This is a genomic window from Paraburkholderia sp. BR14320 (genome assembly GCF_040948665.1).
Lineage (GTDB): Bacteria > Pseudomonadota > Gammaproteobacteria > Burkholderiales > Burkholderiaceae > Paraburkholderia > Paraburkholderia youngii.
Genome location: NZ_JBFPKG010000058.1, coordinates 14,233 through 34,226, shown reverse-complemented (window position 1 = coordinate 34,226; position 19,994 = coordinate 14,233). Strand labels below are relative to the sequence as shown.

The 19,994-nt window shown below is 64.4% G+C and carries 16 protein-coding genes; 8 read left to right on the top strand and 8 right to left on the bottom strand.

What is annotated here, in order from left to right; translation table 11 throughout:
* Positions 1 to 81: 81 nt before the first annotated feature.
* The gene (locus AB3X89_RS33545; RefSeq protein WP_368587093.1) at positions 82 to 1,674 is read left to right on the top strand and encodes an ABC-F family ATPase; all 1,593 of its coding nucleotides are present in this window, start codon (positions 82 to 84) and stop codon (positions 1,672 to 1,674) included.
* Between the two features lie 92 nt (positions 1,675 to 1,766).
* Here the strand turns inward: AB3X89_RS33545 and AB3X89_RS33540 are convergent, their stop codons facing one another.
* The 3 genes from AB3X89_RS33540 to AB3X89_RS33530 form a co-directional block, all read right to left on the bottom strand.
* Positions 1,767 to 2,555, bottom strand: coding sequence for a uracil-DNA glycosylase (locus AB3X89_RS33540; RefSeq protein WP_368587092.1), 789 nt, complete (start codon positions 2,553 to 2,555; stop codon positions 1,767 to 1,769).
* Between the two features lie 153 nt (positions 2,556 to 2,708).
* A complete protein-coding gene (locus AB3X89_RS33535; RefSeq protein WP_368587091.1) occupies positions 2,709 to 2,912 on the bottom strand; it encodes a DUF1289 domain-containing protein in 204 nt (67 codons plus the stop codon).
* A 124-nt stretch (positions 2,913 to 3,036) separates the two neighbouring features.
* Positions 3,037 to 4,338: an Nramp family divalent metal transporter gene (locus tag AB3X89_RS33530; RefSeq protein WP_368587090.1), complete on the bottom strand. Its 1,302-nt coding sequence runs from the start codon at positions 4,336 to 4,338 to the stop codon at positions 3,037 to 3,039.
* 539 nt (positions 4,339 to 4,877) lie between these two features.
* Between AB3X89_RS33530 and AB3X89_RS33525 the strand changes: the two genes are divergently transcribed.
* From AB3X89_RS33525 to AB3X89_RS33505, 5 genes are all read left to right on the top strand, one after another.
* Positions 4,878 to 5,978 (top strand): polyamine ABC transporter substrate-binding protein, encoded by a 1,101-nt coding sequence (locus AB3X89_RS33525; protein WP_368587089.1) that lies wholly within the window; start codon positions 4,878 to 4,880, stop codon positions 5,976 to 5,978.
* A gap of 93 nt (positions 5,979 to 6,071) precedes the next feature.
* Positions 6,072 to 7,238, top strand: a complete 1,167-nt coding sequence (locus tag AB3X89_RS33520) for an ABC transporter ATP-binding protein (protein WP_368587088.1) — start codon at positions 6,072 to 6,074, stop codon at positions 7,236 to 7,238.
* On the top strand, positions 7,235 to 8,167 hold the full coding sequence (locus tag AB3X89_RS33515; protein WP_368587087.1) for an ABC transporter permease subunit: 933 nt from the start codon (positions 7,235 to 7,237) through the stop codon (positions 8,165 to 8,167). The genes AB3X89_RS33520 and AB3X89_RS33515 overlap by 4 nt, the downstream gene beginning before the upstream one ends.
* On the top strand, positions 8,164 to 8,982 hold the full coding sequence (locus AB3X89_RS33510) for an ABC transporter permease subunit (protein ID WP_368587086.1): 819 nt from the start codon (positions 8,164 to 8,166) through the stop codon (positions 8,980 to 8,982). Before AB3X89_RS33515 ends, AB3X89_RS33510 begins: the two co-directional genes overlap by 4 nt.
* A 39-nt stretch (positions 8,983 to 9,021) precedes the next feature.
* Entirely contained in the window at positions 9,022 to 9,153 is a 132-nt protein-coding gene (locus AB3X89_RS33505) for a hypothetical protein (protein WP_368587104.1), read from the top strand.
* A 27-nt stretch (positions 9,154 to 9,180) separates the two neighbouring features.
* On the opposite strand, the gene AB3X89_RS33500 is transcribed toward AB3X89_RS33505, so the two are convergent.
* A complete protein-coding gene (locus AB3X89_RS33500) occupies positions 9,181 to 10,671 on the bottom strand; it encodes a flavin-containing monooxygenase (protein ID WP_368587085.1) in 1,491 nt (496 codons plus the stop codon).
* A gap of 210 nt (positions 10,672 to 10,881) precedes the next feature.
* Here AB3X89_RS33500 and AB3X89_RS33495 point away from each other — a divergent pair, with 210 nt between their 5' ends.
* Complete coding sequence (locus AB3X89_RS33495; RefSeq protein WP_368587084.1) at positions 10,882 to 11,550, top strand: TetR family transcriptional regulator; 669 nt, start codon at positions 10,882 to 10,884, stop codon at positions 11,548 to 11,550.
* A 93-nt stretch (positions 11,551 to 11,643) separates the two neighbouring features.
* Here the strand turns inward: AB3X89_RS33495 and AB3X89_RS33490 are convergent, their stop codons facing one another.
* The 3 genes from AB3X89_RS33490 to AB3X89_RS33480 form a co-directional block, all read right to left on the bottom strand.
* Entirely contained in the window at positions 11,644 to 12,828 is a 1,185-nt protein-coding gene (locus AB3X89_RS33490; protein ID WP_368587083.1) for a tetratricopeptide repeat protein, read from the bottom strand.
* 178 nt (positions 12,829 to 13,006) lie between these two features.
* The gene (locus AB3X89_RS33485; RefSeq protein WP_368587082.1) at positions 13,007 to 13,687 is read right to left on the bottom strand and encodes a PspA/IM30 family protein; all 681 of its coding nucleotides are present in this window, start codon (positions 13,685 to 13,687) and stop codon (positions 13,007 to 13,009) included.
* Positions 13,688 to 14,146: 459 nt separating this feature from the next.
* Positions 14,147 to 14,809, bottom strand: a complete 663-nt coding sequence (locus tag AB3X89_RS33480) for a hypothetical protein (protein ID WP_368587081.1) — start codon at positions 14,807 to 14,809, stop codon at positions 14,147 to 14,149.
* 556 nt (positions 14,810 to 15,365) lie between these two features.
* Here AB3X89_RS33480 and AB3X89_RS33475 point away from each other — a divergent pair.
* Positions 15,366 to 17,867, top strand: a complete 2,502-nt coding sequence (locus tag AB3X89_RS33475) for a penicillin-binding protein 1A (RefSeq protein WP_368587080.1) — start codon at positions 15,366 to 15,368, stop codon at positions 17,865 to 17,867.
* 545 nt (positions 17,868 to 18,412) lie between these two features.
* Here AB3X89_RS33475 and AB3X89_RS33470 read toward each other — a convergent pair.
* Entirely contained in the window at positions 18,413 to 19,987 is a 1,575-nt protein-coding gene (locus tag AB3X89_RS33470; protein ID WP_368587079.1) for an efflux transporter outer membrane subunit, read from the bottom strand.
* Positions 19,988 to 19,994: the final 7 nt, after the last annotated feature.

Below are 19,994 nucleotides of genomic sequence, written 5' to 3'. Positions count from 1 at the left end.
CGGGCGAACTGTCGGGTTGATTTCTCTAAACCTGCTAAAATATTGAGTTTTTCGCCGATATCACATTCAAAGGGACGCGCCGTGCTGTCTACTGCCAATATCACCATGCAATTCGGGCCGAAGCCCCTCTTCGAGAACATTTCGGTCAAATTCGGGGAAGGGAACCGCTATGGCCTGATCGGTGCGAACGGCTGCGGTAAATCCACCTTCATGAAGATTCTCGGTTCGGATCTCGAGCCGAGCTCGGGCAACGTGATGCTCGAGCCGAACGTGCGCCTCGGTAAGCTGCGTCAGGACCAGTTCGCATACGAAGACGTGCGCGTGCTCGACGTCGTGATGATGGGCCACACGGAAATGTGGGCCGCGATGACCGAGCGCGACGCGATCTACGCGAACCCCGACGCGACCGACGACGACTACATGCACGCCGCCGAACTCGAAGCGAAATTCGCCGAGTACGACGGCTACACGGCCGAAGCGCGCGCGGGCGAACTGCTGCTCGGCATCGGCATCGCGATCGAAGACCACAACGGCCCGATGAGCAACGTCGCACCGGGCTGGAAGCTGCGCGTGCTGCTCGCGCAGGCGCTGTTCTCGAAGCCGGACGTGCTGCTGCTCGATGAGCCGACCAACAACCTCGACATCAACTCGATCCGTTGGCTGGAAGATGTTCTCAACCAGTACAACTCGACGATGATCATCATCTCGCACGACCGGCACTTCCTGAACCAGGTCTGCACGCACATGGCCGACATGGACTACGGCACGCTGAAGGTCTATCCAGGCAACTACGACGACTACATGCTCGCGAGCACCCAGGCGCGCGAGCGTCAGCAGGCCGCCAACGCAAAAGCGAAGGAGCGCGTGGCCGATCTGCAGGACTTCGTGCGCCGCTTCTCGGCGAACAAGTCGAAGGCACGCCAGGCGACCAGCCGTCTGAAGATGATCGACAAGATCAAGATCGAGGAATTCAAGCCGTCGTCGCGGCAGAACCCGTTCATCCGCTTCGAGTTCGAGAAGAAGCTGCACAACATCGCGGTGGTCGCCGAGAACATTTCGAAGAAGTACGAGCGCTCGATCTTCAATAACTTCAGCATCAGCGTGCAGCCGGGCGAGCGTATCGCGATCATCGGCGAGAACGGCGCGGGTAAGACCACGCTGCTGCGCTCGCTGCTCGGCAATCTGCAGCTCGATCACGGCACCGTGAAGTGGGCGGAAAACGCGAACGTCGGCTACATGCCGCAGGATACCTACGAAGAGTTTCCGAACGACGTCACGCTGATGGACTGGATCGACCAGTACCGCAAGGAAGGAGACGACGAGCAGATGGTGCGCGGCACGCTCGGCCGCCTGCTGTTCAATGCGGACGACATCCGCAAGTCGGTCAAGGTGCTGTCCGGTGGCGAGAAGGGCCGCATGATCTGGGGCAAGCTGATGCTCGGCCGCCATAACGTGCTGCTGATGGACGAGCCGACCAACCACATGGACATGGAGTCGATCGAGTCGCTGCAGATCGCGCTGGACAAGTTTGAAGGCACGCTGATTTTCGTGTCGCACGACCGGGAATTCGTCAGCGGGTTGGCGAACCGGATCATCGAAGTGCGCACGGACGGCACCCTGAACGACTTCGGCGGCAACTACGAGGACTTCCTGACGAGTCAGGGCGTTCAATAAGCGCTGGGTCGCTGGTTTTCAGCGATCCCCCAAAGGCCCATGCCGGCAGTTTGCCGGCGTGGGCCTTTTTGTTTTGGTGGCTAGCCGGTGCCTCAGGCGCTGGGCTCATGCCCGCTCTGCGCGAGCCGTCGAATGACTTCATCCAGCTTACCCATGATGCGATTCTTCGCTTGAGACGCGCTATTTGCAGGCTTTGCCGCTCTAGCTGTAGGGTGCCTGACGAGCTCGTGCAGCGGCTGGATCGGATGGCTGAGCAGCGCACTTTCCGCTTCCCGCCCAAGCGCGACGAACCGCACGTTTCCAGGGAACAGGCTGATGAAGTCGGTCAGAATCTGGGCTGTCGCATGTAGCTCTGGATTCGTTGGGCGGCGGTTGCTCTCGGTGTCTTCGTCAACGAACGGATGAAACGGGAAAGCATTCCATAGCGCAAACTCGGTTGGGCCGAAGCCATTGGACAGCATCGTCTGCCAGACGATCGAGGCGGTTCTCTCATAGACACCGTATTCGCGGTCCGTCATTCGAGGCAACGCATCGCGGCAACTGGTGCGGGTTGCCGAACCTGGCAGATAGTCCGGCAGCGGGCCGCGGTCTGTTCTCGTGGCGACGCCGTTGAGCTTCGTATCGTTGCCAAGCAGAATCCGCTCGGAGGTCATCGCGATGCCCGTGAAGCGCCCGCCGCGGCAGCTCAGCGCTTCAGCGATCAGGATCACCTTGACGCTCGTCCGGCGGCCCTGCAGGTAGGCGGCGAGCTGTTGCTGGCGAATCAGTGGCGCGTTGATGCCCGGCTGGTCGCGTTCATCGGTCTCGGACCATGGATTGAACACGTGGGCCATTCGGCGCCATTGCGCGAGGCACTGAACGAAGTCCCGGGTGGTGGTCATGGAGCCGAAGTTTTCCGAAGCGTTCTCGGGTTTGAATGCATTCGTATCCGCAGCGATCAGAGGAAAACGCAAACCAATAAAAAATGCCGGGACATCCCGGCATTCTTCATGGTCGCAAGCAACCCCAAACTGCGATGCGTGCAGACGACCGGCTCACACCTTGTCGTTCTGAAAGCGCATCGCCGTGCCTTCCCGTTCGATCCGGGTCCAGATCGCGCGTTTTTCCTCGTCGCTGAGGAACACCCAGTTCGACACTTCGGCCGCGGTGCGGCCGCAGCCTTTGCAGACCTCGTCGAAGAGCGTGGAGCAGACGCCGATGCATGGGCTGTCGGGATGATCGTGGAGATTCGAAGTCATCGGAAACCTTGGGGCGGGGGGCAAAGTCCCGCTATGTTAACCGATGCGCGGCGCGTGCCTTGCACGCGGCGCTCAGCGCGATGCGAAGTTCACGATACCCGCGCACCGACGTGCACGGCTGCCGTCATGCCCCGGTCGCCAGTTGCCACATCAGCGCGCCATTGAGCGCAATGATGAACCACGCCGATAGCCACGACAGCACCAGCGGCACGCCGTGCACGCGCCAGCCGCGCATCAGCGCCGGATCGGACGCACAGCGGATCAGCGGCACGACCGCGAGAGGCAATTGCAGGCTCAGCACGACCTGGCTCGCGACCAGCAACTGGTTCGAGCCATGCTGGCCGAACATGCCCACCGCGAGCAGGGCCGGCCCGATCGCGAGCGCACGCGTGAGCAGTGCGCGTTTCCAGCGCGGCAAGCGCAGCCGCAGGAAGCCTTCCATCACCGCCTGACCGGCCAGCGTGCCGGTGACCGTCGCGCTGAGTCCGCACGCGAGCAGTGCCGCGGCGAACAGGATGCCGGCCCAGCGGTTGCCGACGAGCGGCGCGATCAGCCGATGCGCATCGGCCAGATCGGTCACGTCGCGATGGCCGCTGGCATAGAACACGGCGGCCGCGACGATCAGCAGCGCCGCGTTGATCACGAACGCGAACGCAAGCGAGCCGAAGGTATCGAGATTGACGACGTGCAGCGCGGCCTTGATCTGCGCGTCGCTGCTGTCGGGCGCGTGATGCTTGACGAGCGCCGAATGCAGATACAGGTTGTGCGGCATGACCGTCGCGCCGACGATGCCCGCCGCGAGCCACAGCATGCCCGCGTTTCTGATCAGCTCGATGCTCGGCGCGGTGCCGGCCAGCGCCGCGTGCCAGTCGGGCCGCGCGAGCGCGAGCTGCACGACGAAGCACAGGCCGACGAAACCGATCAGCGCGGCGATCACCGCTTCCAGCCGGCGGCCGCCCTTGTGCTGGAGCGCGAGCAGCGCGAACGTGCAGACCGCCGACATCAGCACGCCGACCGTCAGCGACACGCCGAGCAGCAGTTGCAGCGCGACCGCGCTGCCGACCACCTCGGCGACATCGCAGGCGATGATCGCGACTTCGCTCGTCAGCCACAGGAACAGCGTCGCGCGCCGGCCATTGCGCTCGCGGCACAGCTGCGCAAGATCGCGCCCGGTCACGACGCCGAGGCGCGACGACAGCCATTGCATCAGCATCCCCATCATGCTCGACAGCAGCACGATGCCGAGCAGGCCGTAGCCGTAGCCCGCGCCGGCGCCGAGCGCGGTCGCCCAGTTGCCGGGGTCGATATAGCCGACCGCGATCAGCGCGCCGGCGCCGAGGAACGAGAACCAGTGCGCCGGACGCGTCGGCTCACCCGGCAGACGCCGGCGCCGGTTGGGACGCATCGCGAAAGGATTGGTGTTCATCGTGCCAGAGCTTCTGGGAAATGCATCCTGTTGCAAGTCATATGCCCATCGCAGTCGCGCAGCGGCTGGCCGGCCGTCGCGCGACGACGTCGCGCAATCCCGCATCAAAGGATCATGATAGGAGCAATCGAGCCGTCGTGGCGAAGCCGGTTGCGCATGAAAGGTGCGCTGCCGCGCCGACGCGGGGCTCTGCACCGGCTTGCACCGTCCGGCACCCGCGCGGGCGTGAGCGGCGCCCCGGCGAAGCGCGAGCCAACGCCGACCTGACAGGCAGATAACAGCGACGCGACGAAACCCCCGCAACCTGCGCCAGCGCGGGGAAAGCGCGACCGCGGCACGCGTATTTTCCGGTAGACACGCGCCGATAACCCGTTAAAATTGCGGCCATTTTGCAAGGGTGCGGCCACAGCCCTGTACCGTTTGCGCGACAGCTCCGGGTTTTTTTTGGAGTGGGCAATAATTGGTGGTAGTTTTCGGGGTTTTCAGGGGGCCGTGCGCGCGAGGGCGCGGCTTGAGTGACGACGGGAGCGGAGAACGGGATGAACAAACGGATAGTGGGGCATGTGGCGGCGCTGATCTTGTGCGCGGCGCCGTGGTTGACGGCCGCTGCGAAAGATACGCAGCTGAACGTGTATAACTGGTCCGACTATATCGGGAAGGATACGATCCCGAACTTCACGAAACAGACCGGCGTTCAGGTCAAGTACGACAACTACGACAGCGACGACACGCTGCAGGCGAAGCTGCTCACCGGCAACTCGGGCTACGACATCGTCGTGCCGACCAGCAACTACGCGGGCAAACAGATCGCCGCGGGCATCTTCCAGCCGCTCGACAAATCGAAGCTGCCGAACCTTAAGTACCTCGACCCGTCGCTGATGGCGCTCGTCGCCGGCGCCGATCCGGGCAACAAGTACGTGGTGCCCTGGGCGTACGGCACGACCGGCCTCGGCTACAACGTGACGAAGGTCCAGCAGATCCTCGGCAAGGACGTGCCGCTCGATAACTGGGACATTCTGTTCAAGCCGGAAAACATCTCGAAGCTGAAGGCCTGCGGCGTGTCGGTGCTCGACGCGCCGGACCAGATGTTCGCGGCCGCGCTGCACTACATGGGCAAGGACCCGATGAGCACGAACCCGGCCGACTACCGCGCCGCGCTCGAGATGCTGAAGAAAATCCGTCCGTACATCACGCAGTTCAACTCGTCGGGCTACATCAACGACCTCGTCGGGGGTGATGTCTGCTTCGCGTACGGCTGGTCGGGCGACGTCGTGATCGCCAAGCATCGCGCGATCGAGGCGAAGAAGCCGTACAAGATCGAGTACTTCGTGCCGAAGGGCGGCGCGCCGGTGTGGTTCGACGTGATGGCGATTCCGAAGGATGCGAAGCACAAGGAAGCCGCGCTCGAGTGGATCAACTACATCGAGACGCCGCAGGTGCACGCCGCGATCACCAACGCCGTGTACTACCCGAGCGTCAATATGGAAGCGCGCAAGTACGTGGACAAGGACGTCGCGAACGATCCGGCCGTGTACCCGTCGCCGGAAACCATCAAGACGCTGTTCCTGTTGAAACCGCTGCCGCAGGAAATCCAGCGGCTGCAAACGCGACTGTGGACCGAGTTCAAGTCCGGCCGCTAAGCGCGGCAACAACAAACAGATAAGAAGCCTATGAAGCCCTCGGTGTTCACCGGGGGCTTTGTTCGTCAAACGCCGGAGTGAAGCAGCATTATGATGAGTAGTGACCAGCCGGGCGCGCTGGCCGGGACGGCCGTGCCGTCGACGGGCCCGAGCGCCGTTACGGGAGACGCAGCGGAGCAGTTCATCCAGATCGTCGACGTCGTGAAGAAGTTCGGCGAGACCGTCGCGGTCAAAGGGGTCAACCTGACGGTAAAGAAGGGCGAGCTGTTCGCGCTGCTCGGCAGTTCGGGCTGCGGCAAGTCGACCTTGCTGCGCATGATGGCCGGGCTCGAAACCGTGACGTCGGGCAAGATCCTGATCGATGGCGAAGACCTCGCGCAACTGCCGCCGTATCGCCGGCCGGTCAACATGATGTTCCAGTCGTACGCGCTGTTTCCGCACATGACGGTCGAGGCGAACGTCGCGTTCGGCCTGAAGCAGGAGGGCGTGCCGAAGGCCGAGCTGAAAGACCGCGTGCACAACGCGCTCGAACTCGTGCAAATGGGCCGCTTCGCGAAGCGCAAGCCGCACCAGCTGTCGGGCGGGCAGCAGCAGCGCGTGGCGCTCGCGCGCTCGCTCGTCAAGCGGCCGAAGCTGCTGCTGCTCGACGAGCCGATGTCGGCGCTCGACAAGCAGATCCGCCAGCGCACGCAGATCGAGCTCGTCAACATTCTCGACCAGGTCGGCGTCACCTGCATGATGGTCACGCACGATCAGGAAGAAGCGATGACGATGGCCAACCGCCTCGCCGTGATGAGCGAAGGCCAGATCGTGCAGCTCGGCACGCCGCATGAAGTCTACGAGTATCCGAACAGCCGTTTCTCGGCGGAATTCATCGGCTCGACCAATCTGTTCGAAGGCCGCACGGTCGAGGACGAACCCGATCACGTGTTCATCGAAACGCCGGATCTGACTTGCCGTTTGCACGTCAATCACGGCATCACCGGTCCGCTCGGCATGCCGGTGACGATCTCGGTGCGGCCCGAACGCATCGCGCTCACGCGCAAGCCGCCCGAGGGTGCGTACAACTGGGGCAAGGGCGTCGTCACGAATATCGCGTACATGGGCGGCTATTCGCTGTATCACGTGAAGCTCGAGGGCGGCAAGACCGTGATCGCGAACGTGACGAGCCTCGCGCTCACCGAAATCGATCCGCCGTCCTGGGGCGACGAAGTCTACGTGCGCTGGAGCGCATCGGCCGGCGTGGTGCTGACGTCATGAAAGAAGCGCTTCGCTCGTTTTTCGCGTGGCCGGTGCGTCGTCTGAAGCTCACGGGACGCAGCGCGGTGGTGGCGGGGCCGTTCATCTGGCTCCTGCTGTTTTTCCTCGTGCCGTTCCTGCTGGTCGTGAAGATCAGCTTCGCCGATTCGCAGCTCGGCATTCCGCCGTACACGCAGCTCGTCACCTTCGCGGAAGGCGCGCTGCACATCACGCTCGATCTATCGCACTACGCGTTTCTGCTGACCGACAGCCTGTACTTCGCAACCTATGTGAATTCGGTCGTGGTTGCGGCGATTTCGACCTTGCTGTGTCTGCTGATCGGCTATCCGATGGCGTACTACATCGCGCGCTCCAATGCAGCCACCCGCAATCTGCTGATGATGGCCGTGATGCTGCCGTTCTGGACTTCGTTCCTGATCCGCGTATACGCCTGGATCGGCATTCTGAAGAACAACGGGCTGCTGAATAACTTCCTCATGTCGATCGGGCTGATCCATTCGCCGATCGAGCTGTATCACACGAACACGGCGGTCTATATCGGCATGGTCTATTCGTACCTGCCGTTTCTCGTGATGCCGCTTTACGCTCACCTCGTGAAAATGGACCTCACCCTGCTCGAAGCCGCGTACGACCTCGGCGCGAAGCCGTGGAAGGCGTTCTGGCAGATCACGCTGCCGCTGTCGAAGAACGGCATCGTCGCCGGCTGTCTGCTGGTGTTCATTCCCGCGGTCGGCGAGTACGTGATTCCGGAACTGCTCGGCGGCGCGAACACGCTGATGATCGGCCGCGTGATGTGGAACGAGTTCTTCGACAACGCCGACTGGCCGATGGCGTCCGCTGTCACCTGCGCGATGGTGTTGCTGCTGCTGGTGCCGATGGCGCTGTTCCAGCATGCGCAGGCGAAGGCATTGGAGGAGGGCCGCCAATGAAACCGAATCGCATGCTGCAGCTGATTGCTCTCGGCATCGGCTTTCTGTTTCTGTATATCCCGATCGTCAGCCTCGTCGTGTATTCGTTCAACGAATCGCAACTGGTCACGGTGTGGACGCGCTTTTCGACGCGCTGGTACGCGGCGCTGCTGCGGGACGACGAGCTCATTGCGTCGGCGTGGCTGTCGCTGCGGATCGGCTTGCTGACGGCGTTCGCGTCGGTGATCATCGGTACGTGGGCCGGTTTCGTGCTCGCGCGCATGGGGCGCTTTCGCGGCTTCACGCTGTACACGGGCATGATCAACGCGCCGCTGGTGATCCCCGAGGTGATTCAGGGCATCTCGCTGCTGCTGCTGTTCATTGAAATGGCGCGCTGGATCGGCTGGCCGGCTGAACGCGGCATCTTCACGATCTGGATCGGTCACGTGATGCTGTGTATTTCGTACGTCGCGATCATCGTGCAGTCGCGCGTGCGGGAGCTGCATCCGTCGCTCGAGGAAGCCGCGCTCGACCTCGGCGCGACCCCGTTGCGCGTGTTCTTCTCCGTCACGCTGCCGCTGATTTCACAGGCGCTGGTGTCGGGCTGGCTGCTGTCGTTTACGCTGTCGATCGACGACCTCGTGCTGTCCGCGTTCCTGTCGGGTCCCGGCTCGACGACCTTGCCGCTCGTCGTGTTCTCGCGCGTGCGCCTCGGCCTGAACCCGGAGATGAATGCGCTCGCGACGCTGTTCATCGCAGTCGTCACGGTCGGCGTCGTCGCGGCGAACTTCTTCATGCAGCGCGCGGAGCGCAAGCGGGCCGTGATGGCGGTTTGAGGTTGCGCGACGCGTTGAGCGCCTTCACTTCTTCTGACGATGGCGATAATCGACTCCCTTCTGCGCGTGCTGGACTGGCAGCCGCTTTATCGGCTGTGGGAACTGATCGTGATCATCGTGAAGTTTCTATGGGAGCTGTTGCGGTTGCTGAGCGGCGGCGGAGGGCAGTGACTGCGCCTGCCTCCGCGCGGTGCCGATTCAACGCGCGAAGCGGTAATCCTGCGGCCGCACGCGCCGCGTACGCTTGCGAAAGCTGAACGTGAAGCCGGGCCAGATCGCGGTGACCTTGCCGCTCTGCGTCTGATACCAGCTATGGCAGCCGCTCGTCCATACCGCGTGCCGCATCTCCTGCTGCAAACGCGCATTGAAATCGCGCTGCACGTCGGCGCGCAAGGTCATCGTGCGCGCATTCCGTTTGCGCAGCACACGCAGGCAATCGCCGATGTAGCGCAGTTGCGACTCGATCATGTAGATCATCGAGTTATGGCCGAGCCCCGTGTTCGGGCCGACGATCATGAAGAAGTTCGGGAAGTTCGCGATGCTCGTGCCGAGATAGGCCTCGGGGCCATCGCGTAGCCATAGCGTGCTGAGGTCGGTGCCGTCGAGACCGGTCACTTCGAACGGTGCGGGCACGTCGTTGACCTGGAAGCCGGTGCCGCAGATGATCGCGTCCGCGTGGTGGTGCACGCCGTCCTCGGTCACGATGCCATCCGCGACGATCTCGCGAATGCCACTCGTCACGACATCGACGTTCGGCTGGCACACGGCCGGGTAATAGTCGCTCGACAGCAGCACGCGCTTGCAGCCGAGCCGGTAGTTCGGCGTGAGCTTCGCGCGCAGCGCCGGGTCCTTGACGCGTCGCTCCAGATAGCTGAGGCCGAACTTCATCGGCATCTCCATCAGCTTCGGATTGACGACGAACGCGATCCCACGCGATTCGAGCTGCCAATAGATCGCGCTGCGAACGAAGCGCTGCGTGAACGGCAGCGTACGGAACAGCCATTGCGCGCGCGGGCCGATCGGCTTGTCGCGCTTCGGCATCACCCACGGCGCGGTGCGCTGGAACAGGTCCAGATGCGCGACGCGCGGCTGGATTTTCGGCACGAACTGGATCGCGCTCGCACCGGTGCCGATTACCGCGACGCGTTTGCCGTCGAGCGCATACGCGTGATCCCAGCGCGCCGAATGAAACAGCTTGCCTTCGAAACGTTCGATGCCGGCGATGCGCGGCAGCGCGGGACGCGACAGCGGACCGTTCGCGGCGATCAGCACGTCGGCCTCGATGATTTCGCGCGCGCCGTTCGTGTCGAGTTCGACGAGCCAGATCTGCCGCGCTTCGTCGAAGCGCGCGGCGCTCACTCTCGCATTGCAACGCACATAGCGATCGACGCCGTACTTGCGCGCGCAGTGCTGCAGATACGCGAGAATTTCGGCCTGGCTGCTGAACGAGCGCGACCACGCCGGGTTCGCCTCGAATGAAAACGAATACAGATGGGAGGGGACGTCGCAGGCCGCGCCGGGGTAGGTATTGTCGCGCCACGTGCCGCCGATGCTGCTCGCCGCCTCGTAGACGGTAAACGACGTGATGCCCATCTGCTGCAGACGGATCGCCATGCCGATGCCGGCAAAGCCACTGCCGACGATCGCAATGCGCGGCGCGGTGGATGAAGGGGAGGGGGCAGGCGTCACGACGGTCTCCGGCACGGGCGAAAGCGGGGGTGAAGCGACAGCGGCTACGGCGCGGCGGGCTCGCGCGGCGCGGACGGCCGGGGCCGAAACGCGCGTCTACACCTGTCTATACATGGCTTATCGCGCAGGGTAGACAAGCGTACACATCGCGTCAAGATCGTTTAGAGTGCAGCTATTAAACGCGTATATCGCGCGATGATTGAACGCACGATGAGCACTGTCCCCGAAGCATCGTCCGTCGCCGGTCCGGAGTTGCCGCCCGGCAAGCGCAAGCTGATCGAAGCCGCGCTGCGGTTGACCGCCGGCGGCCGCAGTTTCGCGAGCCTCGGCTTGCGCGAGCTCGCGCGCGAGGCGGGGCTCAATCCGAACACGTTCTACCGTCATTTCAGCGCGCTCGACGAACTCGCGCGCGAAGCCGTCGCCGCCGTGAGCCGTCGGCTTCGGCCGATGCTGCGGCGCGAGCGCTGGCTCGCCGCGCACGACGAACCGCACAGCGTGCCACGGCGCGCATGCGTCGCGTTTTTCGCATTCGCGCTGGCGAACCGCGAGGCGTTCCTGAGCGCGCTGGCCGAATATCACGGCATGTCGCCGGCTTTGCGCGAAGCGGTGCGCGCGAACCTGCACGAGGTGTCGGCGGAAATGGCGGACGACGTCGTGCAGCTCCAACTGATGCCGCAACTCGCGCGGGAGACCGTCGACGAGGTCTGCACGCAGATCGTGCTGCAACTGTTTCATCTATCCGCTGAATACATCGACGCGAACGACGCGCGCCGCGACGCATTGATCGATTACGCCGAGCGTTTCATCGTGCGGCTGTTCGCGGGGGCGGTCGTGCTCGCGCAGCACGAGGGTAGCCAGGCCGAATCGGCGCGGGCCTGAAATAAACGAAAGCGGTACGCAAAACCGGCAGGCAAAAAAACAGGCTCCGCGAAGGAGCCTGTGTTTCATTCGACGCGGATCGATTGGATTCGATCAGGTATCGGTCCAACCGCCGGAATCGTCGTTGCTGCCCATGTCGACGCCGCCGCCGCTGCCGTCATCGTTCCAGTCGTTCGAACCCTGGCCGAAGTCGAGGCCGCCGCCGTTTGCGCCGTCGTTGCCGCGCCGGCGCAGTTCGTCGGGGTCGACGATCACGTCGCGCTCGATCACGCGGTCACGCCCATGACTGAGCGCCTCGCCAAGCAGCACGCCGGTCAGCAGACCGCCCATGCCGCCACCCATGCCACCGCCTTGCTGCACGATGACCTGCGGCTGCTGCTGAACCGGACCCTGTTGCGGATAAGGCGGCTGCGGATTGCCGAAGCGTTCGGCCTCCTGCGCATACGCCGATTGCTGGCCGGTGCCCACCGACGCGGCGGTCGGATCGGGCCTGCCGTCGGCGCGCGCACGCAGGCTCGCGATGCGCTGCTCGAACTCGTCGAGTGCATAAGGCGGCAGCGGATTCTTGCCGTTCGACAGCGTTTCGACGGTGCCGCGCAACTGCTCTTCGGTCGCTTCGACGTCTTTCTCGAGCAGCTCGTGACCCGGCGCGGTGGACAGCTTCACGTCGAGCTTGATCGAGCGCACGGTGTTCAGCATGTCGGTTGCGCGCTTCAATTGCGCGCGGCGGTCATCGTCGGCGCGGGTGTCTTCCTGGCTGCGCGCGCGGCGCAAGGTCCAGCGCAGCACGAACGCGATCACGACGATCAGAACAACGATACCGATCCACATACCCACCCCCGGACCATGCCGTAGTTGCGCTTGCGACATCATCGCCGACTGTTGCTGCACGGCAGGCGCATTCTGCTGCGCGAACGGATTGGCGGCGTGACGGGTGACGTTGTTGCCCGCGCGTTCTGCGTCGCGGCGCAGGCGCGCTTCGGTTTGCGCGAAGCGGCTCGGGTCGGTGAAGCGGATCTGCGGATCGAGCGTCTTCGCCTGTTGGAGTTGCGCGAGCGCCTCGGCCGAACGGCCTTCGCGATCGAGCACCTGGGCGTACAGATAGTGCGCGTGTGCGTTGTTCGGATGCGCTTGCAACACTTCGGTGAGGCCGGCGTCGGCCTGCTGCCAGTTGCCCTGCGCCATCGCCGATTCGATTTGCTGAGCGGTCGGCACCGCGAACGCCGCGGCCGACACGAGCAGCAGCGAAGCGAAAGCGGTTGCGAAAAGTTTTTTCATTTGCGGACCGGGCGGAGCGCGCCCGTCTCCATCAGTCGATTGCGGTGGCTGCCTGCGGCGGCCGATATGCCGGTGCGTTCAGGAGCGAGCGCACCGGCATCTACTGCTACTTCTGCGGTCATTGCCGCGCGTACCTGCTGTGCGTAGTTGCCGTGGAGCCGGTACACGCATCCAGCATTTACTGCGCCGGCGTATTGAGCTGCTTCTTCAGCGCTTCGAGCCGGTCGTCGATGGACGGGCCGCGGTTCAGATCCGCGAGCTTGTCGTCGAGCGCCTTGCCGCTTTTCTCGTCGGCGGAGTTCAGACGTGCATCCGAACGCGCGTTCGACAGCGCGACTTTATCTTCGAGCTTCTGGAAATCTTCGGACAGGTTCTTGCCGCCGATGCCGCCGAGTGCCGTGGCCGCGGTATCTTTCGCCTGCGCGATCTGCTGCTTGGCTTGCAGGATGTTCGAGCGCGCATTCAGGTCGTTGCGGCGCGTGCGCATGTCGTCGATCTGGCTCTTCAGTTGCGCGACCGACGGCTCCAGCGAGGTCAGTTCTTTCGTCAGTGCATCGCGTTCGGCTTCGGCGGTGGCCTGCGCGCCGAGCGCTTCACGCGCGAGCGCTTCGTCGCCGGATTGCAGTGCACGGCGAGCACCGTCTTCATACTTCTTCGCCTTGTCCGCGGCAACATCGCGCTTGCTTTGCTGGGTGGCGACCTGCGCCTGAATCTCGATCAGCGAGTTCTCGGCCTTGCCGATGCTGTCGTCGAGTTCGCGCACGATCTGGCGCGAGTCACGCGACGGATCCTGCACCGAGTCGGCCGCATCGTTCAGAAGACCCTTGAGCGTGCGCGAAATGCTGTCAAAAAGCGACATGAAAACCTCCAGAGAATGTGAGCGGCGCCGACGATGCGTGCGCCCCTGACTGCTTTGAACTACTGCTACTTTACGCCGCCGCGCGCGATGCTGCGCAACGTTCGGACCGGAGTTCGGGGCGCACTTGCCAATTGCAATAGCGCGCTCCGTTTTTGTTGGGGCGCAATGCCGGGTCGAGGCTTGCCTGGACGATGGAAAGCCGCGACGGGCATGGACTTGACGGCGGATATTACACCATCGGCTGTCTTAAAGATGGCTTGAAACGATGCGGCCTTTGGGACGCTGGAACGATGCTGGAAAGCCACTGTTTGCCCGTGTGTGCGGGCATTATCGAGCAGCGGTTCATACGGGTGTCACTGATGTAACGATATGCAACGTGGACTCGTTACGTACCCCGCCTGTCCGCCCGGATGCAGTGCTCGCGGCTCGATGCGCGGTAATTTTCCGTCACGCTTTCGGTCACGCGAAGCGGCCGCCTTCGGCGCTCGGGTCGCTGTGCGGTTCGTCGTCGTCGGGGGCGGGCTCGTTGGGGCGGCGCTTCAGAGAGTTGCGCAGACGCGCCGAGGTGCTGGACAGCCGTTGCGACGCGGCTTGTTCGATCGCGTCCGTCTCGGTGTTTTCGGCGTTGTCGGCGGCTCGTGCCGCGGTCAGGCGCGCGACCGCTTCGGCGGTGGCCGCGGCCTGTTCGTCCTGCTCGGCGGCGAGCGCGGCGGCAACACCTGCGGGAAGCAGCGGGGCGGGGGAATCGGCAGCGTCGGCTGCGACGGTGGGGCGACCGGCTTGCGGCACCGCGGCCGGGTTCACGGTATTGGCGGCACCGGTAGCCGCGCCTGCCGCATCTTTGTCAGGCGCTTGTAGCGATGCCGGCAGCGCGGCGCGCGCATAGCGGGTACCGCGCGCGACGCGTTGCAGCGCCGCGTTCAGCGCATCGGGCGCGCGCGGCGCACGCAGCCGGTCGACGATGCTCGCGGCCTTGACCTGCTCGCTGGTCGCGCCGAAGCTCAGCACCGCGCGCCGCATCAGTTCGCTTACGCTGATGCCCAGTTCCTCCGCAGTAGCGGTGATCGCACGTTTTTGCGCAGTCGTGACGAATACGACGATGCGCTCGCTGGGCTTGGACATGATCGACTCGCAGTCTTGTTGGCATGGGCGGGTCGGCGCGTGCCCCCGGATACGGTGTCGGAACCCGTCAACGGAGCTGCCGTTGGAACCCGCCGCTGGGTCCCCGTCGCGCGCATCGAAAGACGTGCGCGGGGTTCATCATATGACGAGTTGCGCCGCCACGGAATAAGCGTGATGCGAAAATCCCGTGACATCAATGAGTTGTAGTGATTGCGGCCGGTTTGTCCACAGCCCTTTCAACAGAAAATGTTGATAACCCCGCATAAACCGCGCTTCGCACGCACGCTGCAATCCGCACTGCGCGAAATTACAGAGCCCTACTAGGAAAAGGCGGCCGTCGAAGGGAATTCTTACAAAAAAACTGCGTTGGACCGCTGCCGATTTCTTTAAAATGCGCTGTTACGTTGCGCCGGACATGGTCCGAGGCGTGCCGTGCGGCCGGCCGGGGGCAAGGTCCGCAGGGCGGCGTACGTCCCGGCCCGGATGTCGATCACGACCCATGCGCGCCATGCGCGCGTGCAGACAGGCGCGCAGTTGCGGGCCCATTACTCCAGTCATGCCAATCATCAAACGACCGCATTCCTCGAATTCTCCGGCCGCTGAAGACCGGGACTCCCATCAACGCACCCCTGGACGCAACGCCGCTTCGCGCGACGCCGAGTACGGCCGTCGTTCGATCGGGGCGTCGCTCGTGTTGTGGTTCTTCGGCCTGATCGCGACCGTCGCGGTGATCGGCGCGCTGATCGTCGGCTATGCGCTCGTCGTGATGGGGCCGCAGTTGCCGTCGCTCGACGCGCTCACCGACTATCGCCCGAAAGTGCCGCTGCGCGTCTACACCGCTGATCACGTGCTGATCGGCGAATTCGGCGAGGAGCGCCGCAGCCTCGTGCGCTTCCAGGATATCCCCGACCAGATGAAAAAAGCGGTGCTCGCGATCGAGGACTACCGCTTCTACGAACACGGCGGCGTCGATTTCCTCGGTATTCTGCGCGCCGGTTTTGCCGACCTCGCGCATGGCGGCGCATCGCAGGGCGCGAGCACGATCACGATGCAGGTCGCGCGCAACTTCTTCCTCTCCAGCGAGAAGACCTACACCCGCAAGGTCTACGAAATGCTGCTCGCGTACAAGATCGAGCGCGCGCTGACGAAAGACCAGATCCTCGAGCTGTACATGAACCAGATCTATCTGGGCGAGCGCGCGTACGGCTTCGCCGCGGCCGCGCGCGTGTACTTCGGCAAGGACCTGAAGGACATCTCGCTGGCCCAGGCCGCGATGCTCGCGGGCCTGCCGAAGGCGCCGTCCGCTTATAACCCGGTCGTCAATCCGAAGCGCGCGAAGATCCGTCAGGAGTACATCCTGCGACGCATGCTCGAACTGCGCTACATCACGCGAGAGCAGTACGACCAGGCCGTGAAGGAAGAGATTCACACGAAGAATCCGGGCAACGAGTACAGCGTGCATGCCGAGTACGTCGCCGAAATGGTGCGGCAGATGATGTACGCGCAGTACAAGGACGAAACCTACACGCGCGGCCTGAACGTCACGACGACGATCGATTCCGCCGACCAGGACGCCGCGTATCGCGCGGTGCGCAAGGGCGTGATGGACTACGAGCGGCGCCACGGCTATCGCGGACCGGAAGGGTACGTGCAGTTGCCGGAGGCCGGCGACGACCGCGACCAGACGATCGACGACGCGCTGACCGATCACCCGGACAACGGCGAGATCATCGCCGGCGTGGTGACGGCCGCGAACGCGAAGCAGGTGGTCGCGCAACTGGTCGACGGCACGCAGGTGACGGTGTCGGGCGACGGCCTGCGCTTCGTCGCTGCCGCGCTGAGCCCGCGCGCGAACCAGCCGCTGCGCATCAGGCCGGGTTCGATCGTGCGCCTCGTCGCCGACGACAAGGGCAACTGGCAGATCACGCAGCTTCCGCAGGTCGAGGGCGCGCTGGTGTCGCTGACGCCGCAGGACGGCGCGATCCGTGCGCTGATCGGCGGCTTCGACTTCAACAAGAACAAGTTCAACCACGTGACGCAAGCGTGGCGCCAGCCGGGTTCGAGCTTCAAGCCGTTCATCTATTCGGCCGCGCTCAACAAGGGTCTCGCTCCGGCGACGATCATCAACGACGCGCCGCTGTACTTCCCGCCGAGCACGCCGGGCGGCGACGCGTGGGAGCCGAAGGACGACGACCAGCCTGACGGTCCGATGTCGATGCGCCTCGCGCTGCAGAAGTCGAAGAACCTCGTGTCGATCCGCATCCTGTCGTTCATCGGCACCAAGTATGCGCAGGACTTCGTCACGCAGCGCTTCGGCTTCGACGCCGACAAGACCCCACCATATCTGCCGATGGCACTCGGCGCGGGCCTCGTCACGCCGCTGCAGTCGGCGGGCGCGTACTCGGTGTTCGCGAACGGCGGCTACCGGATCAATCCGTATATGATCAACGAAGTGACCGACGCGCGTGGCGTGGCGATCTCGCGCGCGCAGCCGCTCGTCGCGGGGCACGACGCGCCGCGCACGCTCGAGCCGCGCAACGCGTACATCATGAACAGCCTGTTGCACTCGGTCGCGACCGCGGGTACGGGGGCGGGCACCAACGTGCTGAGGCGCTCGGACCTGCAGGGCAAAACCGGCACGACCAACGACGCGAAGGACGGCTGGTTCGCCGGCTATCAGCAGTCGCTGGTGGCGGTCGCGTGGATGGGCTACGACCAGCCGAAGAGTCTGGGCAGTCGCGAATTCGGCGCGCAGCTCGCGCTGCCGATCTGGGTCGAGTACATGCAGCGCGCGCTGCGCGGTGTGCCGCAGGCCGAGCCGCCGCAACCCGACGGCGTGACGGTGGTGGACGGTGAGCTGTTCTTCAGTGACAAGTTGCCGGGGCAAGGCTTCGTAGCGAGCATCGGTCTCGATACGAGCAATCCGATGGCGGGCGCGACCGATGCGGTGGGCGGTGTCGGGCCGGCGGGCATGACGCCGCCGGTGGTGCCGCCGCCGAGCGTGTCGACGACCGAGAAGAAGCAAATTATGGATCTGTTCGAGTCGAACAAGCCTTGATGTTTTTGACGGCGCGTACGCGGTCGGCTTCGGCGGGCCGCGCACGCTTTCACCCCTTCGGGTCGGATTCCTGACCTATCCTTCGTTCTTTGCGCGATGCGTGCGCGAATGCATCGTTGCCTGAATCCATCGCGCGCTCAAGCACTTGGGCGCGATCTCCAGGCCTTATCAACAGGTCTTTCAACACATTCTGTGGATAACGGCGTGGGCCGATATTTTCCGGTCGTGAGTCCGCTAGATGGCGTCGTTGCTTCGAAATTGCTGCGCCCAGTAACGCGCGGGACAAAGCGATTCGCCTCAAGCACTTAGACACTCCGCCCCAGGCTTATCAACAAGTCTGTCAACACAAACTGGGGATAACGTTGAGGGATCCCAGGCGCTGGCGCGGCGAAAAACTCCGTCACGCGCACATGCTGTGCGATTTCGCACCTCATCCGCAAATCTCCGCGCGCTCAATGCGTTAGCCCGTTTTTCAGACGGTTTTCAACAGGCTCATCAACACGAACTGGGGATAAGTGCGCGGCGTTCCATAGGGAATCCCAGGTTTAGTCGGATGCGGTCGGGTTCGGTGTACCGACGGACGCCGACGCGGACGCGGCAGTGGAAGCCGCCGCCGCCGGCGCGGACGACGTCCCGCCCTGATCGAGCGGCGGATTGCCCATCGCCTGCAACAGCGCAGCCGTATCAGTCAGCCGCGCGCTCGTATAGCGGATCTCGTCGAGCTGCGCGTTGCGCCATTGCTGCTCGCTCGAACGCGTCGCCGCGACGGGCAGCGAGCCGAGCCGATAGCGCGCCGACGTCTCGTTGAACACGCCCTGTGCCGAACGCGCGGCGATGTTCGCGGCATCGAGCGACTGCGCGTCGTGCTCGAGCGAGGCGAGCGTATCGGCGACGTTCTGGAACGCGGCCAGCACCGTCTGTTTGTACTGCGACACGCTGGCTTCGTACGCGTGTTGCGCCGCGCGACGCTGCGCGAGCAGCGCGCCGCCATGGAACAGCGGCTGCGACAGCGACGCGCCGATGCTCCAGATCGCCCCCGCACCGGACATCGCGACCGGCCAGCTAAACCCGCCTTGTCCCATCGATGCCGACAGCGACAGACTCGGGAACATCTGCGCGGTGGCGACGCCGACATCGGTCGCAGCGGCCTTCAGCGCGGCGTCGGCGGCCTCGATGTCCGGCCGCGTGCGCAGCAGCTCCGACGGCACCACGACCGGCACCTGCTCGGGCAAATGCAACTGCGCGAGATCGATGTCGTCCGGCGCGGCGTCAGGCGTGCGGCCGAGCAGCACCGCGAGCGCGTGACGCGTAGTGAGCCACTGTTGCTTCAGCGCCGGCAGACTCGCCGACACGCTCGCCGCGCTCTGCTGCGCGCTCAGCAGATCGGCATGCGAGACCGCGCCGAGCGCGAAGCGCCGTTCGGTATCGCGCGCCTGATCGTTGGCGAGGACCACGAGCCGCTCGGTCGTATCGATCTGCGCGTGCAGCGCGGCGCTCGTGATCGTCGCGGTCACGATGTTCGCCGCGAGCGCGCGCCGCGCCGCCTCGAGCTGGTAGACCTGCACGTTCACGCGCGCGGCGAGCGCCGCGTTCGCGAGGCGCGCGGAGCCGAACAGATCGAACGTATAGTGCGCCTGCAACTGGCCGACGAACACGTTATACAGAAACGTGTTCGGTCCGATCTCCGGGATCGCGAGCGCGCGATTGCGGGTGGCCTGGCCGCCGGCGTCGATGGTCGGCAGCAGCGAACTGCCGACCTGCGCGCGCAACTGCTCGCGCGCGGCGGCGAGACTGCGGTCGGTCGCGTCGAGCGTCGGACTATTGCGCAAGCCTTCGTCGACGAGCGCGTTCAGCGCCTCCGAGCGGTACAGCTTCCACCATTCGGGCACCGGCTGCGCACCGGTCACGAACTGCTGCGTGATGCCCTGCGCGGGCACGGTTTGCGTCGGCAGCGGCTCGGCACCGTAATGCGCGGGCTGCGGCATCGCGGGCGCGTCGCCGTTCGGTCCGAACGAGCACGCGCCGAGCAGGCAGGTGATGCTCGCGATGCCGGTGGCGAGCGTGGTGCGGGCCAGCGCGTCGAAGCGCGCCCGGCGGCGGGATAGGGCGGGAATAGTCATGCTCGTG

Coding starts and splice junctions, on each gene's coding strand:
- AB3X89_RS33480 (WP_368587081.1), bottom strand. CDS start 14,809: ATGTCCAAGCCCAGCGAGCGCATCGTCGTATTCGTCACGACTGCGCAA.
- AB3X89_RS33530 (WP_368587090.1), bottom strand. CDS start 4,338: ATGAACACCAATCCTTTCGCGATGCGTCCCAACCGGCGCCGGCGTCTG.
- AB3X89_RS33535 (WP_368587091.1), bottom strand. CDS start 2,912: ATGACTTCGAATCTCCACGATCATCCCGACAGCCCATGCATCGGCGTC.
- AB3X89_RS33495 (WP_368587084.1), top strand. CDS start 10,882: ATGAGCACTGTCCCCGAAGCATCGTCCGTCGCCGGTCCGGAGTTGCCG.
- AB3X89_RS33470 (WP_368587079.1), bottom strand. CDS start 19,987: ATGACTATTCCCGCCCTATCCCGCCGCCGGGCGCGCTTCGACGCGCTG.
- AB3X89_RS33475 (WP_368587080.1), top strand. CDS start 15,366: ATGCCAATCATCAAACGACCGCATTCCTCGAATTCTCCGGCCGCTGAA.
- AB3X89_RS33520 (WP_368587088.1), top strand. CDS start 6,072: ATGAGTAGTGACCAGCCGGGCGCGCTGGCCGGGACGGCCGTGCCGTCG.
- AB3X89_RS33510 (WP_368587086.1), top strand. CDS start 8,164: ATGAAACCGAATCGCATGCTGCAGCTGATTGCTCTCGGCATCGGCTTT.
- AB3X89_RS33485 (WP_368587082.1), bottom strand. CDS start 13,687: ATGTCGCTTTTTGACAGCATTTCGCGCACGCTCAAGGGTCTTCTGAAC.
- AB3X89_RS33505 (WP_368587104.1), top strand. CDS start 9,022: ATGGCGATAATCGACTCCCTTCTGCGCGTGCTGGACTGGCAGCCGCTT.
- AB3X89_RS33515 (WP_368587087.1), top strand. CDS start 7,235: ATGAAAGAAGCGCTTCGCTCGTTTTTCGCGTGGCCGGTGCGTCGTCTG.
- AB3X89_RS33540 (WP_368587092.1), bottom strand. CDS start 2,555: ATGACCACCACCCGGGACTTCGTTCAGTGCCTCGCGCAATGGCGCCGA.
- AB3X89_RS33490 (WP_368587083.1), bottom strand. CDS start 12,828: ATGAAAAAACTTTTCGCAACCGCTTTCGCTTCGCTGCTGCTCGTGTCG.
- AB3X89_RS33525 (WP_368587089.1), top strand. CDS start 4,878: ATGAACAAACGGATAGTGGGGCATGTGGCGGCGCTGATCTTGTGCGCG.